General features: G+C 70.5%; 12 protein-coding genes and 3 pseudogenes. 3 read left to right on the top strand and 12 right to left on the bottom strand.

The annotated features are described in order from the left end of the window. Positions 1-86 precede the first annotated feature (86 nt). From ACFYO0_RS44645 to ACFYO0_RS44610, 8 genes are all read right to left on the bottom strand, one after another. Complete coding sequence (locus ACFYO0_RS44645) at positions 87-566, bottom strand: GNAT family N-acetyltransferase (protein ID WP_388687724.1); 480 nt, start codon at positions 564-566, stop codon at positions 87-89. A gap of 7 nt (positions 567-573) precedes the next feature. Next, entirely contained in the window at positions 574-2,157 is a 1,584-nt protein-coding gene (locus ACFYO0_RS44640) for a long-chain fatty acid--CoA ligase (RefSeq protein WP_388687722.1), read from the bottom strand. Positions 2,158-2,220: 63 nt separating this feature from the next. Further along, positions 2,221-3,042, bottom strand: a complete 822-nt coding sequence (locus tag ACFYO0_RS44635; protein WP_388687720.1) for an SDR family NAD(P)-dependent oxidoreductase — start codon at positions 3,040-3,042, stop codon at positions 2,221-2,223. Then, a complete protein-coding gene (locus ACFYO0_RS44630) occupies positions 3,042-3,908 on the bottom strand; it encodes an alpha/beta fold hydrolase (RefSeq protein WP_388687718.1) in 867 nt (288 codons plus the stop codon). Before ACFYO0_RS44630 ends, ACFYO0_RS44635 begins: the two co-directional genes overlap by 1 nt. A gap of 19 nt (positions 3,909-3,927) precedes the next feature. Then, positions 3,928-4,488 (bottom strand): 3-phenylpropionate/cinnamic acid dioxygenase subunit beta, encoded by a 561-nt coding sequence (locus tag ACFYO0_RS44625; protein ID WP_388687716.1) that lies wholly within the window; start codon positions 4,486-4,488, stop codon positions 3,928-3,930. Between the two features lie 95 nt (positions 4,489-4,583). Next, entirely contained in the window at positions 4,584-5,804 is a 1,221-nt protein-coding gene (locus ACFYO0_RS44620; protein ID WP_388687714.1) for an NAD(P)/FAD-dependent oxidoreductase, read from the bottom strand. Then, positions 5,801-6,154: a bifunctional 3-phenylpropionate/cinnamic acid dioxygenase ferredoxin subunit gene (locus ACFYO0_RS44615; RefSeq protein ID WP_388687712.1), complete on the bottom strand. Its 354-nt coding sequence runs from the start codon at positions 6,152-6,154 to the stop codon at positions 5,801-5,803. Before ACFYO0_RS44615 ends, ACFYO0_RS44620 begins: the two co-directional genes overlap by 4 nt. Next, positions 6,154-7,476: an aromatic ring-hydroxylating dioxygenase subunit alpha gene (locus ACFYO0_RS44610; protein WP_388687710.1), complete on the bottom strand. Its 1,323-nt coding sequence runs from the start codon at positions 7,474-7,476 to the stop codon at positions 6,154-6,156. The genes ACFYO0_RS44615 and ACFYO0_RS44610 overlap by 1 nt, the downstream gene beginning before the upstream one ends. A 228-nt stretch (positions 7,477-7,704) precedes the next feature. Between ACFYO0_RS44610 and ACFYO0_RS44605 the strand changes: the two genes are divergently transcribed. Then, the gene (locus ACFYO0_RS44605; RefSeq protein ID WP_388687708.1) at positions 7,705-8,559 is read left to right on the top strand and encodes an IclR family transcriptional regulator; all 855 of its coding nucleotides are present in this window, start codon (positions 7,705-7,707) and stop codon (positions 8,557-8,559) included. A gap of 109 nt (positions 8,560-8,668) precedes the next feature. Here ACFYO0_RS44605 and ACFYO0_RS44600 read toward each other — a convergent pair whose 3' ends face one another. After that, positions 8,669-9,280 (bottom strand): helix-turn-helix domain-containing protein, encoded by a 612-nt coding sequence (locus ACFYO0_RS44600; RefSeq protein ID WP_388687706.1) that lies wholly within the window; start codon positions 9,278-9,280, stop codon positions 8,669-8,671. A gap of 217 nt (positions 9,281-9,497) precedes the next feature. Between ACFYO0_RS44600 and ACFYO0_RS44595 the strand changes: the two genes are divergently transcribed. After that, positions 9,498-10,823, top strand: coding sequence for an MFS transporter (locus tag ACFYO0_RS44595; RefSeq protein ID WP_388687704.1), 1,326 nt, complete (start codon positions 9,498-9,500; stop codon positions 10,821-10,823). A gap of 323 nt (positions 10,824-11,146) precedes the next feature. Here ACFYO0_RS44595 and ACFYO0_RS44590 read toward each other — a convergent pair whose 3' ends face one another. Further along, the gene (locus ACFYO0_RS44590; protein ID WP_388687702.1) at positions 11,147-11,290 is read right to left on the bottom strand and encodes a hypothetical protein; all 144 of its coding nucleotides are present in this window, start codon (positions 11,288-11,290) and stop codon (positions 11,147-11,149) included. A gap of 681 nt (positions 11,291-11,971) precedes the next feature. Next, positions 11,972-12,292, bottom strand: a pseudogene (gene tnpA / locus ACFYO0_RS44585) (IS200/IS605 family transposase); the annotation flags it as partial. Between tnpA and ACFYO0_RS44580 the strand changes: the two are divergent. Next, positions 12,233-12,583, top strand: a pseudogene (locus ACFYO0_RS44580) (helix-turn-helix domain-containing protein); the annotation flags it as partial. The pseudogenes tnpA and ACFYO0_RS44580 overlap by 60 nt on opposite strands. A gap of 80 nt (positions 12,584-12,663) precedes the next feature. Here ACFYO0_RS44580 and ACFYO0_RS44575 read toward each other — a convergent pair. After that, a pseudogene (locus tag ACFYO0_RS44575) lies at positions 12,664-13,040 on the bottom strand (RNA-guided endonuclease TnpB family protein); the annotation flags it as partial. Positions 13,041-13,367 lie beyond the last annotated feature (327 nt).

Below are 13,367 nucleotides of genomic sequence, written 5' to 3'. Positions count from 1 at the left end.
GGGCTGCGCCCCTTTCGGGGCGAACGCCGATGGCCGACGGCCAGGTCTCCTACCTGTGCCGTCGGCCATCGTGGAGGGAAGTGGGCTCAGTGAGGCATGTCGTCCAAGGCCGTGGGGAGATCGGCCAGCCAGGACGGTTCCGCTGTGAACAGGACGACGCTGCCGTTCGGCAGGTCCGCTTCCGCGACCCGGCGGAAGCCGCCCGCCTCGAAAGCAGCCTGGGTGGCGGTGTCGTCCTCGGCCGGTGCGGCGACCACACGGCGGCAGTGCGGGTCGGCGGCGAACAGCGCGGGGACGAGGTCGTTCAGCAGCCGACCGGCCATGTTCTGCGCGTCCTGGACCAGGACCAGCCCAATGGCGATGTCGTACGCGCCGTACGGGTAGCAGGCACGCAGCGGATGGCGCTGGACGCGGTACAGCCGCAGCTCAACCGGCGTGCCGCCGCCGCGCGGGGCAACGGCGTACGCGTGGACGCCGTGACCGGCGTCGACGAGTGCGCGCAGCGTCCAGCCGTCGCCGAGGGCGGGCGCGGGCGGCGGCTGCACGTCGAGGAACGCGATCGTCATGACGGGCTCACACCGCGTCGGCGTCCGGCTTGGCATCCGCCTCGACCAGTCGGCGCAGTTCGCCCTTGGCCAGCTTGCCGCTGGCGTTGCGGGGCAGCTGGTCGACGAGCAGGAGCCGGGTGGGGAGCTTGTATCGGGCGAGGTGCCGGCCGGCGAACTCCCGTACCTCTTCCAGCGTGAGCGAGGTTCCGGGCGCACAGGTGAGAACGGCCTGGACGGTCTCGCCCCATGTCGGGTCGGGGACGCCGATGACGGCCGCCTCCAGGACGCCGGGGCAGGCGGCGAGGACGCGCTCCACCTCGGCCGGGTAGATGTTCTCGCCACCGCTGATGATCATGTCCTTCAGCCGGTCGACGATGTAGTAGAAGCCTTCCTTGTCACGGTGGGCGATGTCGCCGGTGTGGAACCAGCCGGCGTCGTCGAAGGCGGCGCGGGTCGCCTCCGGGTTGTTCCAGTAGCCGGGGGTGACGTTGGGGCCGCGGACGCAGATCTCGCCGCGGGTGTCGGCCTCGGCGATCCTGGCGCCGGTGACGGGATCGGCGAGACAGATCTCGGTGTACGGCATGGGGGCGCCGGCCGAGCCCGCCTTCTCCAGCGTCAGCCCGGCGGGCAGGTATGTGGCGAAGGGGGCCGTCTCGGTGAGCCCCCAGGCCTGCTGGAGCAGGGTGCCCCGTTCGGCGTAGTCCTTGATCAGCTGCGGCGGGACGGGTGCGCCCGCGACCACCGCGGAGCGCAGGGCTCCCAGATCGGCCTCGGCGAAGCCGGGTGTGCGGGCGAGGGCGGCGTACATGGCGGGGACCGCGAAGAAGGCGGTCACCCGGTGCTGGACGAGGTCCTCCAGGCAAGTTGCGGGGTCGAAGCCGCGGCGCAGGACGACCGTGCCGCCGCGCAGCAGGGTGCGAAGGGTGAGGGCGTTGAGGCCGCCGATGTGGAAGAGGGGGGCGGCGGCCAAGTTCACGTCGTCGGAGCGGGTGTCCACCATGCTGTCGACGTTGACGGCGTTCCACCACAGGTTGCCGTGGGTGAGCATGACGCCCTTGGGGCGGCCGGTGGTGCCGGAGGTGTACATCAGGGCGCCGAGGTCGTCGTCGTGCAGCGGCACCGGCTCCCGTTCGGGCCGGCCGGGGCCGAGCAGCTCCGACAGCGGCGTCCACGCGGCGGCGGGTGCCTCGGCGGCCGGGCAGGCGGGGTCGGTGTCGACCAGGATGTGGCGGCGGGCGGGGATGTCGCCGAGGACCGACTCCACCAGTTCGCGGTGTCCCTCCTCGACGACCACGGTGTGGGCTCCGCTGTCGGTGAGGATGTGGCGTACCTCGTCGGCGGCGAGGCGGAAGTTGACGGGGACGAAGACGGCCCCGAGGTGGGCGGCGGCGAACAGCGTGTGGAAGAAGGTGGCGCTGTTGAAGCCGAGGTAGGCGATCCGGTCGCCGCGGCGCAGCCCCCGCTCGGCGAGCCCGGCGGCCAGTTCGATGGCGGTGCGGCTGAGCTGGGCGGCGGAGAACTCCTGGCCCTCGTAGGCGAGGGCGGTGGGCGTGGGGTACTTGGCTCTGCGGTGCAGCGCGGCTGCGGGGCTGATGTCGACGGCGGCCATACGGCGGCTCCTTCGATGGCTGTCGTACGAAAGCGGAGGGTGTCGTACTGGAGGCGGGGGTTTCTACAGGCTGGCGCCGCCGGCGGCGGTGCGGAAGCCGCGCACGGCGATGCCGCCGTCGGCGGGGATGACGGCTCCGGTGACGGTGCCGCTGTTGGTGCGGGAGGCGAGCAGGACGTACGGGCCGGTGAAATCCTCGGGCTCGACGCCGCAGTCGTGCAAGGGGATGAGCGGCGGCTGCTTGTCGCCGGACGCCTCGTTCTTGGCGAAGGAGGCCTCCAGCGTGCGGTCCTGCAGACCCAGGCTCTCGGGGCCTCGCAGCTTGGTGCGCATGCCGCCGACGGCGACGCCGTTGACGCGGACCTGCGGTGCCAGTTCGTAGGCGAACTGGCGGAGCAGGCCGAGGCAGGCGTGCTTGCTGGCGGTGTAGAGGGGACCGCCGCCGTCGGTGTGGAAGGAGGCGTTGGAGAGGGTCATGACGATGCTCCCGCGACTGCGGACCAGTTCCCGCCAGGCGGCCTCCACGGCCAGGACGTAGCCCTTGACGTTGATGCCGAAGATCTCGTCGAACGCCTCGGAGAGTTCCTTGCCGGACAGCCGGGTGACGCTGCGGTGATAGTCCCAGATTCCGGCATTCGGAACGAGGATGTCCAGCTTGCCGAAGCGCTCGACGGTGGCCTCGACGGCGCGGTGCAGGTCGTCCGGGGAGCGCACGTCACCGGCGACGGTCAGCACACCGTCCGGGAGGTCGCCCGGCTGCCCCGCGTCCCGGTCCAGTACGACGACCCGCGCCCCCTCGGCCAGATACCGCAGGGCGACAGCCCGCCCGATACCCGAGCCGCCGCCGGTGATCAGGGCGACCTCGCCCTCCAGCCAGCCGCCCATCACCGGGCACCGAGGAAGTCGGTGACCAGGCTCTCGAACTCGGCCTGCCGTTCCAACTGCACCCAGTGCCCGCAGCCGCCGAATACGTGCAGCTGGACGTCGCGGATCTGCTTGAGCATGAGCTGGGCGCCGTCGAGGGTGATCGTACGGTCGTCGCGGCCCCACAGCAGCAGGGTCGGCGCCTTGATCCTGTGGACGCGCTGCCAGAGCGGGTCCATGCCGTGCCGCTTGGCGAAGGCCGCGTTGTAGGCGTGGTAGAAGGCGATGTGGGACTCGTCGAGGGAGGCCTCGTAGCGGGCCTGGACGGTATCCTCCCAGCGCTTCGGTTCGGCGGTCATGACGCGGATGAAGTCCCGCATCTTCTTCACCGTCGGGCCTTCGCCGTTGTAGTAGCGGAACATCGCCTTCTGGCCCTCGGTCGGGGTCGGTCCGAACGGCAGCCAGCCGCCCCCCGGCGCCATCAGGACCAGCTTCTCGACGCGCTCGGGGGCTTCGAGTGCGGTGGCGATGGCGGCGGCGCCGCCGAGGCTGTTGCCCAGCAGGTGGAACCGGTCGATGCCAAGGGCGTCCAGGGTCTGTAGCAGCGCGTCGACCGTGATCTCGGTGATGCCGCGGGCGTCCAGGTCCGCCTCGGTGGGCCGGTAACTGCCGCCGAAGCCGGGCTGGTCGGGCAGCACGACCCGGAAGTGCGGGGTGAGGGCGGCCAGGTTCTGGTGGTAGTTGGCCACCGCGCTCGCGCCGGGACCGCCGCCGTGCAGCATCACCAGCAACGGTCCCGCACCGGCCTCGCTGACCGTGATGGTTCCGAGTGTCGTCCGCACGGTGTGCTCGACGAGCTTCGGCTCTTCAGTCTGTGCAGTGCTCACGTGGGTCTCCGGTCGGTCATCACAGGAAGGTGCTGATGTTCTTGGCGAGCAGGACGTTCTGGTCGAGCAGGATCGTGCGGCGGGCGATCAGCAGGCCGCCGTCCTCGGTGCGGCGCAGGACGTCGGTGCGACCGCCGGCGTAGATGTCGACCTCGCGCTCCAGCCGGTTCCGGTAGCAGAGGAACGCCGACTCGGCGACGAACTCGCCGTCCTCTTCGCCCGGCCGTACCGTCACGTTGGTGATCAGATGCCGGGTCCGTGAGGGCGGGTCCTCGGCCCACGCCATGCCCGAGTCGAAACGGCGGATCCGCCAGGCCAGACTCGCCTTGGTCTCGTCGAAGATCGCCACCTCGCCGGGCGAGCCGTCGGCCAGGGCCTGCTGGCGGCGCAGCCGGTTGGTGCGCACCGGTGCCCAGTAGTGCAGGTCGTCGGCGAACAGCTCCAGCCAGTCCGCGTAGCGGTGCTGGTCGAGGAGTTGCGCCTCGACTGCGTACAGTCGCTGCACCTCGAAGTGGAGCCGGATGTCGTCGTAGGAGACCGTCGAGGCCTCGTCGACCGCCGGCTCCGGGTGAATACTCATCGGTGGGTCCTCCAGCGGGCCGCGCTCGGTGCTGTCATTCCAGCGCGGAGAGGGTGGTTCGGGGAGCGCGTGTGCCGGTGTGTGGCACGGCGGTGTCAGCGCCTGAGCAGCGTCCGCAGGTCGGTGTTCTCGTCGGTCAGGTGCACGGGGTCGACCACGGTGCGGCGGTCGACGAGACGGCGAGCGGCCTTGATGTCCCGGGCGCGGTCGATGGCGGCTGCGGCCACCACCCGATCACCGCGCAGCCCGAAGACGGTGACGGCAGCGCTGTCAGGCGCGCCGCGCCGCACGGTCCGCTCGGCGTCAGCCATCGTGCCGACCGCTTCCAGGCGCGAACCGTGCCGGTCGGACCAGAACCACGGCGCGCCGGGCTCCGGAACAGGGCGGCCGAGGATGCCGCGGGCGGCGGCCTCGCCCCCCTGCTGGGCGGCCTCCCAGTGCTCGTGCCGTACGCGATGCCCGTCCCGACGGGCCACGTCACCGACGGCGAAGACGTTCGGATGGGAGGTGCGCTGACCGGCCTCGACCACGATGCCGTTGTCCACGGCGAGTCCGCCGGCCTCGGCCAGTTCGGTGGCCGGCCGGATGCCGATGCCGACCACCACCGTGTCGGCGGCCAGGGGTCCGGCGTATCCGTTGAGGTGCAGCAGGACACCGAGGTCGCCCTGGCGGCGCTCGACGCTCTCAACGCCGGCGGTGATCACTTCGATGCCCTCGGCGGAGTGCCTGAGGTGCAGGGCGCCCGCGATGTCGTCCCCGACCACCGCGGCCAGCGGTACCGGCACCGGGTCGACCAGGGTGACGCGGCAGCCCAGGGCGTGGGCGACGGCCGCGGTCTCGGCGCCGATCAGCCCGGCCCCGACCACGGCCAGCCGGGCGCCGGGCAGCAGGCGTTCCCGCAGCCGCTCGGCATCCTCCCAGGCACGCAGCAGGTGTACGGCCGGGTCGTCGCCGCCGGGCACGGGCAGCGCGCGGGGCGTGCCACCGGTGGCCAGCACGACCCGGTCGGCGCCCACGACCGACCCGTCGATCAGTTCCAGACCGCCCTCGTGCGGGCGGAGCGCCCGGACCCGGGTACCCTCGCGCAACTCGACGCGCTGCTCCTCGTACCACCGCTCCGGCCGCAGCAGGACGTCCTCGCGCCGGGCCTTGCCGAGCAGTACGTCCTTGCTGAGTGGCGGCCGGTCGTACGGCAGTCCGTGCTCGGCGGAGTACAGCGTGAGCTCCCCGTCGTATCCCTGGGCGCGCAGGGCGTCGCAGGTGGAGACGGCGGCCAGGCCCGCGCCGACGACGGCGATGCGGTGCGGGTGGGTCATGCGGTGGCCTCCTGGCCGGGGTGCAGCCAGATGCCGCCGTCGCGCACCTCGACCCGGTGGGTGCGTGCGGCGACGGTGGCGGGCATGCACTGAGGTTCGCCGGACTTCAGGCAGAAGCGGGCGCTGTGCAGCGGACACTCCACCTCGCCGTCCTCGATCCAGCCCTCGGACAGCGAGGCCTGGCCATGGGAGCAGGTGTCGTCGAGGGCGTAGTAGGCGCCGCCGTCGTGGATGACGGCGATGGCGCCGCCGTGGCCGGTGGTCTCGGCGGGCACCTTCAGCGCCTCGCCCTCCTCGATGTCGCCCACCTCGGCGACGCGCATACCGGTACCGGTGGTGCTCGTGCTCATCAGCTGTCCTTCTCGTGCCAGGCGGGCGTGTTCATCAGGTCGCGCCAGCGGGTGTAGAAGCCGCGGGCGGCGCCGTCGCTGTAGAGGCGGCCGGTGGTGCCGGGATGGATGCCGTCCTCGGTCTGAAGTCCCAGGCCCATCTGGTAGTTGAGGGTCATGGAGCCGGACACGAAACCGTGGGCCGTGGCCTGAACCTCGCTCCAGTTCTCGCCGTCGTCCTGCTCGAAGATGCCGGTCGGCCCGAACGTCCTCAGGTTGTAGATCCGTTGGGCGTCCTTGACCTCGTCCGGCATGGATTTGTCGACGAGTGTCCAGGCCCAGACCTCCATCTTGTCCGGCCCCTTCGGGTGCCAGACACGGATGGACCCGTTGACGGGGAGGTACGAGAAGTTGGGGAAGGCGGTGCCGTGACCAGTGGTCATCGGGCCTTCGACGCGGGCGTCACCGAGGCGTTCGCGCAGCGCGTCGTAGTCGTAGTGGCCGTGCACGACGCGGTCGTCGAAGCGGCTCTTCGGGTGGGTCGGGAAGCCGTGCCCGTGGCCGAGCGAGTCGGTGTACTGCCTTCCCGGCGTCTGCACGATCTCGGCCTTGGGGCCCTTGCCGGTGGGGGACATGACCATCAGCGCCGAGGCGTGCGAGATGTTGACGTGGTACCAGTCGGAGGCGAACTGCTCTGCGGCGAGCTTCCAGTTGCCCTCCAGCACCCACTTGTGAACCCCGCCGACCACCTCGGTGCCCTCCGGGTCCCGGTCGAGCATCGCGTCCAGATACCAGGCGAGGCCGCCGAGCGCCTGGCGCAGCGGCGAGGCCTCGGGATTCCAGGTCGCGAAGACAAGTCCCTTGTACGTGTCGAGCTGGGCGACCTCGATCAGACCCCACTGGTCCCGTTCGAAGTGGGCCGGATAGTCCTCGCCGTTGGGGACGTTGATCAGCTTGCCGGAGGTGTCGTACGCCCAGCCGTGATAGCTGCACGTGAACGCTTTCGTGGCGCCCGCGTCGGCGCGGCAGACCCGCATGCCCCGGTGGCGGCAGGCGTTGAGGAAGGCCCGCAGCTTCCGTTCGCGGCCCATCGTGACGATGACCGGGTCCTCGCCCATGTACGTGGTGAAGAAGTCGCCAGGCTTGCTGAACTGGCTCTCGTGCGCGAGGAACAGCCAGCTCGGCGCGAAGACGCGGCGCAGCTCCTGCCGGTAGAGGCCGGTGTCGCTGAAGATCGTCCGGTCGATGAGGCCCCGCTCCAGGTCGAAGTACGCGCCGACGTCGACGGACGGCTCGTGGACGCGAGCCAGACGGTCCGCCGGACGGACAGGGGTGGATGTCATCGCTGGGCCTCCCCGCACATAGGAATCTGCGGCGCTGAGGCGGTCGGGGCCGCGGTGCCATGTCGCTGCATGGGCACAGGAGACGTCGCCCGGCGATGCCCTGCCCAGCCATCGTGCCGAGATATGGAACAGCACCGACGCGTCGCCCCGTTTACAACCCCGAAATGGTCACCTACATTGGACATGCGTCCATTTTAATGTGCCGCCTGAACGTCATCGGAGCCCGCCATGCCAGTCCACTCCCCTCCTTCGCACCACAGCGAGCCCGCACCCGACTGCGAGCCGGACACCACGCCGGCACAGCAGACAGCCGTCGACAAGGCACTCACCCTTCTGAAGTCCCTCGCCGAGCTGGACGGCGAGATCGGGGTGAGCGAGCTGGCCCGCCGGACCCGCATGAGCAAGTCGACGACCTTCCGGCTGCTGGGCATCCTCCAGCGCAACGACCTTGTCGAGCGGGTCGGCAGCGACTACCGGCTGGGCGCGCAGCTCTTCGACATCGGCAGCCGGGCCTACGGCCCCCACACCCCACTGCTCCAGGAGCGGCTGCTGCCCCACCTGGCGGACCTGTACGAGCTGACCCACGAGACCGTGCACCTCGCCGTGCTCCACGGCACGCACATCGTCTACGTCAACAAGCTCAGCGGCCACCGGGCGGCCCGCTCGCCCTCCCGGATCGGCGCCCGCCTGCCCGCCTACTGCACGGGGGTCGGAAAGGCCCTCCTGGCGTTCGACCACGACGCCGCCGAGGCGGCCATCGAGGCGGGGCTTCCCGCCCGCACCGAGTACACCCTGAGCGACTCCGACCGCTTCCGGGCCGACCTGCGCCGCATCCGCCAGGACGGCATCGCCTACGACCGCCAGGAAGCCGCCCTCGGCCTCACCTGCGTGGCCGTACCGATCATGGGCCCCGCCGGTCGCCCCGTGGCAGCTCTGTCCATCGCCGGCGCGGACCGGCGCTTCGACCCCGCCCGCTTCGCCCCGGCCCTGCGCCGCGTCGCCTTCGAAGCGGGCCGGACGATCACCGCGGCGAAGGCGCGGCAGGCGGCACCGGCCGGGCTCGGTGATCTTCTGGGGGCCTGACTCACGCCGGGGCCGCTGCCCCAGCGGACTGTCCGTCCGTGACCACGCTCCCGGCCCGGGCCGTACACACCAAGCAGATGTGCCGACCGACGGCACACCATCCCGGCGCTCAGTGCCGACCGCCGCCATGGGTGCGCGCGACGGTCGTTCCGCCGGTACCGGGCTGCACCCGCGGCACACTCACCACGATGTGCACCAGGCTCTCGCCGTCCAGCGACTGGTACATATGCGGGCGGTCTCCCGGATAGCGGACGAAGTCGCCGGCCGACAGCTCCACCGGAGCGTCGGCGGGGCCCACGCGCACCCGGCCGCTGATGACGTACAGATGCTCCAGGGTGCCCACCGGGTGCGGCTCGGACGGCTTTCCCGCGCCCTCCGAGTCCCGGCTGATGCGCACCAGATAGTTCTCGATGACACCGGATCCGTAGACGTGGTCCAGCGAGCGGGACTCGTAGCCTGCGTGCGGCTGCCAGACGACGTCGTCGCCCCGCTGCACGGTCATCACCTGTTCGCGCTCCGCCACCAGCCTGGTGACGGGCACGCCGAGCGCGGTCGCGATGGAGAACAAGGTGTCCACCGTTGGGTTGCCCGCCCCTTGCTCCAGGTTCGACAGGGTCTGCTTCGCCAGCCCCGCCTGCCGGGCCAGTTCGGCCAGGGACAGACCCCGCTGCTCTCGGAGAAGGCGCACATTGCGCGCCACCACGGCATTTCCTTCGGACACGCCACCACTTTAAGCACACGTCAGGAACCGGCGACCCCCCGGTCATGGCAAGCACTCCGGCGAAGTGCACATATCGCAGCCGCATTCGGCGTGCCGGAGGACGGCACGACAGCGTGCGCGGCTTTCGGCCAGGCGTCACCTTTCTGCGCATCACGTCCCCGCTGTGGTGTGGATCACCGGCATCCCATGCCACAGTCCAACCGGAATCGAGCCGCTCATGTCCGAAGCCGTCAGCAGTCCGCCCATACTCCACGACACACGCCCGAACGACACGAGGACGGTGTCAAGGGTCGCCGTCGCGAGCCTCATCGGCACCACGGTCGAGTACTACGACTTCGCCGTGTACGGCACCGCGGCCGCGCTCGTCCTGGGCCCGGCCTTCTTCCCGTCCGGCAGCGCCACGGTCCAGACCCTCGCCGCCTTCCTCACCTTCGCGGCCGCGTTCCTGGCCCGCCCCGTGGGCGTGGTGCTGTTCGGCACCATCGGCGACCGGCTGGGCCGCAAGCGGGCACTGGTCATCTCGCTTCTCCTGATGGGCGTGGCGACGGTAGGCGTCGGGCTGCTGCCGACGTACGAGACCGCCGGCCTGCTCGCCCCCGTCCTGCTGGTGACGCTCCGTCTGTTGCAGGGCGTCAGCATGGGCGGCGAGTGGGGCGGCGCGGTGCTGCTGGCCGCCGAGCACGCGCCCCCTGGGCGCCGGGCGATGTTCGCGTCGATCCCGCAGGTCGGCCCCTTGCTGGGCTTCCTGCTGTCCAGCGCGGTGATTCTGCCGACCCTCTCCATCGCCGGGCGCGACGGCTTCGCGGCCGGGGCATGGCGCGTGCCCTTCCTGCTGAGCGCACTGCTGATCGTCATCGGTCTCTGGGTGCGCACGAGGGTCACCGAATCTCCGGTGTTCGCGGAGCGGGGACGCACCGCAGGCGCCGCTCCCCGATTCCCGCTCGCCACTCTGCTCAAGGAACACCCCGGCCGGCTGCTGCTCGGTATCGGCGCCGGAATCGGCGGCTCCTCGGTCTACTACCTGACGGTCGTCTACAGCATCTCGTACGGGCCGAAAGCCCTTGGCATCTCCCAGAGCACGATGCTGACCGCCGCGAGCGTGGGAGCCTTCGCTGCCGCCGCCACGACCATCCCCGCCGCCCGGCTGGCCGACCGGGTCGGCAGACGACCCGTGATCCTCGCAGGCGCGATCGGATGCGTGCTGTGGGCACTGCCCATGTTCGGGGCGCTGAACACCCGCAACGGGCTCGTCATCACAGGGGCGTTCACGGTCGGCCTGGTCCTGTTCACGCTGATGTTCGCGCCGATCGCGGCATTCCTGCCGGAGCTGTTCCCGGCCCGGCTGCGCTACACGGGCGCCTCCGCGACGTTCATCCTCGCCAACACGCTCGGCGGCGGCTTCGCCCCGCTGGTCGCCACCTGGCTGAACAGCCACTGGGCGTCGCCGCTGGCGCTGGGCGCCTACGCGGGCGGGCTGTGTCTCGTCAGTCTGGCGTGTGTCCTGGCTCTTCCGGAGACCCGGGACGGAGAGTTCGAGCTCTGACAGACATGGGCGGCCGCTCACCTGGGCGGCCACCGTCAGCGCCGCCCAGCGTTGCGTGCTCCCCCGGCAGGGCCGCGCAGCCGGGAAGGGTCAGCGATTGATCCACCGCTGCATGTGTTCGAGGAAGCGATCCCCGGGGACATCGACCCGGTCGGCCGCCTCGGTGATCTCGTTTCTTTCCGGTCCTCCGGGGTGATCTCGACGTCGACCGCGGCGCGGATGAGGGCGACACCGTCCTGGTGGTCGAACGCCGGGCCATAGCCGTCGCTGAGCCCTATGCAGCCCAGTCCGATCGCGGACACCTGCAGGCCGCCAGCACCCCCTCAGCAGCACCCCGCGGGGCGCTTGTCCCGGCCCGCGAAGAGGCCACTGTCGTACGGCTCGAACCGCGTCGGCTCCCGATACGGCGGCGCCGCGTCGTCCTCCGCGACCGCCGCCGACAGGCGGTGGTCGAGTAGCCGGACCACCGGGCCATCTCGCGGTATGCCAGACGTGAACCGCTGTGCAGGACCGGCAGATTGTTCAGTGGCCTGGCGGGGTTACTTACAAATCCCCGCCCGCCCAAGACTCTCTCCCAGCCGGTGACGCCCACGTCACCCTCCCCCCACCGCAAGCGGCCCCAGGCACTCCCCCTTGCCCGGGGCCGCTTCGCGCGCCGACGCGCGCCACGACGTGTGCGTCATGAGAGATGGCCTCCAGGCCGGGGGGCGGGTGGTTCCGTGCGGGATGCCGATCCACCCGGCTCGGCCCGTGGACTCCCACAGGCTGAGCCGGTTGGCGACGGTCGGGCCGTCCTCAGAGGCGTTGAGGGCCTCGCGCTCGCGGGCGGTGAGCGAGGGCCGAGGCTCACTCAGAGGCGGATGCACTCTTCTTCGGGCCGGCTGTTGCCCATGGGCCGAGGGCGAACCCATCACTGTTCCGTCGGATTTCCAGAGCGCCGGCACCACCGAAGTGTGCGGGGACGAGCAGTTCCCGTTCATCAGCCGCCCGCCCGAGAATCCGACGGCGACTGGCCGCCGCTTGTTCCGGGGCCAGGCAGGCGTTGCTGTTGCAGCAGGGATCGAGAATCTGCACCGGGCTGTGCAGACCGTGACCGTGCTGGAGCCCGGCGACGTGGTCACCACGGGCACCCCCGCCGGCGTCGTTCCGCCGTGCATGAGGGCGCGGTTGATCCGGCCGGTGAACTCCTGGCGTATCCGGCGGGCGGAGACGCCCTTGAGGCTGTTGACCAGCTTCGAGACAGCGACCTTGGTTGGATGGGGGATCAGGAGGTGGACGTGATCGCGTTCGCCGTTGAACTCCTTCAGCTCCGCTTCGAAGTCTTCGCACACCTTGCGCATGATCTCTTCGCAGCGCGTCAGCATTGCGTCGTTGAACACTCCGCGCCGGTATTTGGTCACAAAGACCAAATGAACGTGCATCGCCGAAACCACGTGCCTGCCCCGCCTGAACCCGTCTTTTCTCTCCATGAGACCAACTCCAGTACGGTCGCTCACATGCAGTTGCGCTACAACTACCGGGTGTACCCGGACGCCACCCAACGCCGTGCGCTGGCGAGTGCGTTCGGGTGCGCCCGCGTGGCCATCACCAAAGACAGCTGTGGCCGGTACTTCCTCACCTTCGTCGTCGACACCGAGCCGGGCAGCCTCCCCGACCTGGCCACCGACGCCGGTATCGACCTCGGTCTGTCCGCCTGCGCCGTCCTGTCCGACGGCAGCAAGATCGACAGCCCCCGCTTTCTGCGCCGGGCCGAGAAGAAACTCAAGCGCCTTCAGCGGGAGCTGTCCCGCAAGGCCAAGGGATCGAAGAACCGGGCCAGGCCCGCATCAAGGTCGCACGCCAGCACGCCCGGGGCTGCGTTGTGGTCGCGGTCGTGCACGGTGCCGCACTCGCCGCACGTCCACTCCCGGACGTGCAGAGGCTTGGGGCCGTCCCGAAAGCCGCAGGCCGAGCAGACCTGCGAGGACGGAAAGGCTCGGTCCGCCTTGGCAAAGGTGCGGCCGTGCAGAGCCGCCTTGTACTCCAGCATGCCGACGAACGCGGACCATCCCGCGTCGTGCACGGACTTGGCGAGAGGGGTGCGTCCGAGACCGGACACCGCGAGGTCTTCCACGTACACCGCTTGGTTGTCGCGAATGATCTGTGTGGATGGAAGTCCCGGCGCCGGTCCGCCCCGCAACGTCCTCTTCGAAGGAGCCGAATCGTCGCCGCCGGACGGGCGGAGACGCTGAACGCCTGTGGAGTGCCGCTAAGACGGGCACACCTGCCCGCACAGCGCGGTGAAGCAGGAAGCCCCCGGAAGGGTCAGACGCCCCAGGCCGGAATCCCTGAACTTTAGGCCAGGGAGCACGTCAAAAACAGACCTGCTGACGTCAGGACGCCCCGAAGACGTTCAACCGAACGAGTCTCCGTGCTGCGGCACCGGGAGCACGTGGCAGAGATTCCGCCATTTGCCGCCGGCCGAACCGCGGGCGCGACGGTGGCACGGTCACGACTCACGCGGCATCCGACAGCTCAGAGCATCCCTCACGACGAGCTCAACGC

The organism is Streptomyces sp. NPDC006365 (genome assembly GCF_042870755.1).
GTDB lineage: Bacteria > Actinomycetota > Actinomycetes > Streptomycetales > Streptomycetaceae > Streptomyces > Streptomyces xiangluensis.
This window is presented reverse-complemented; position numbering and strand designations above follow the sequence as displayed.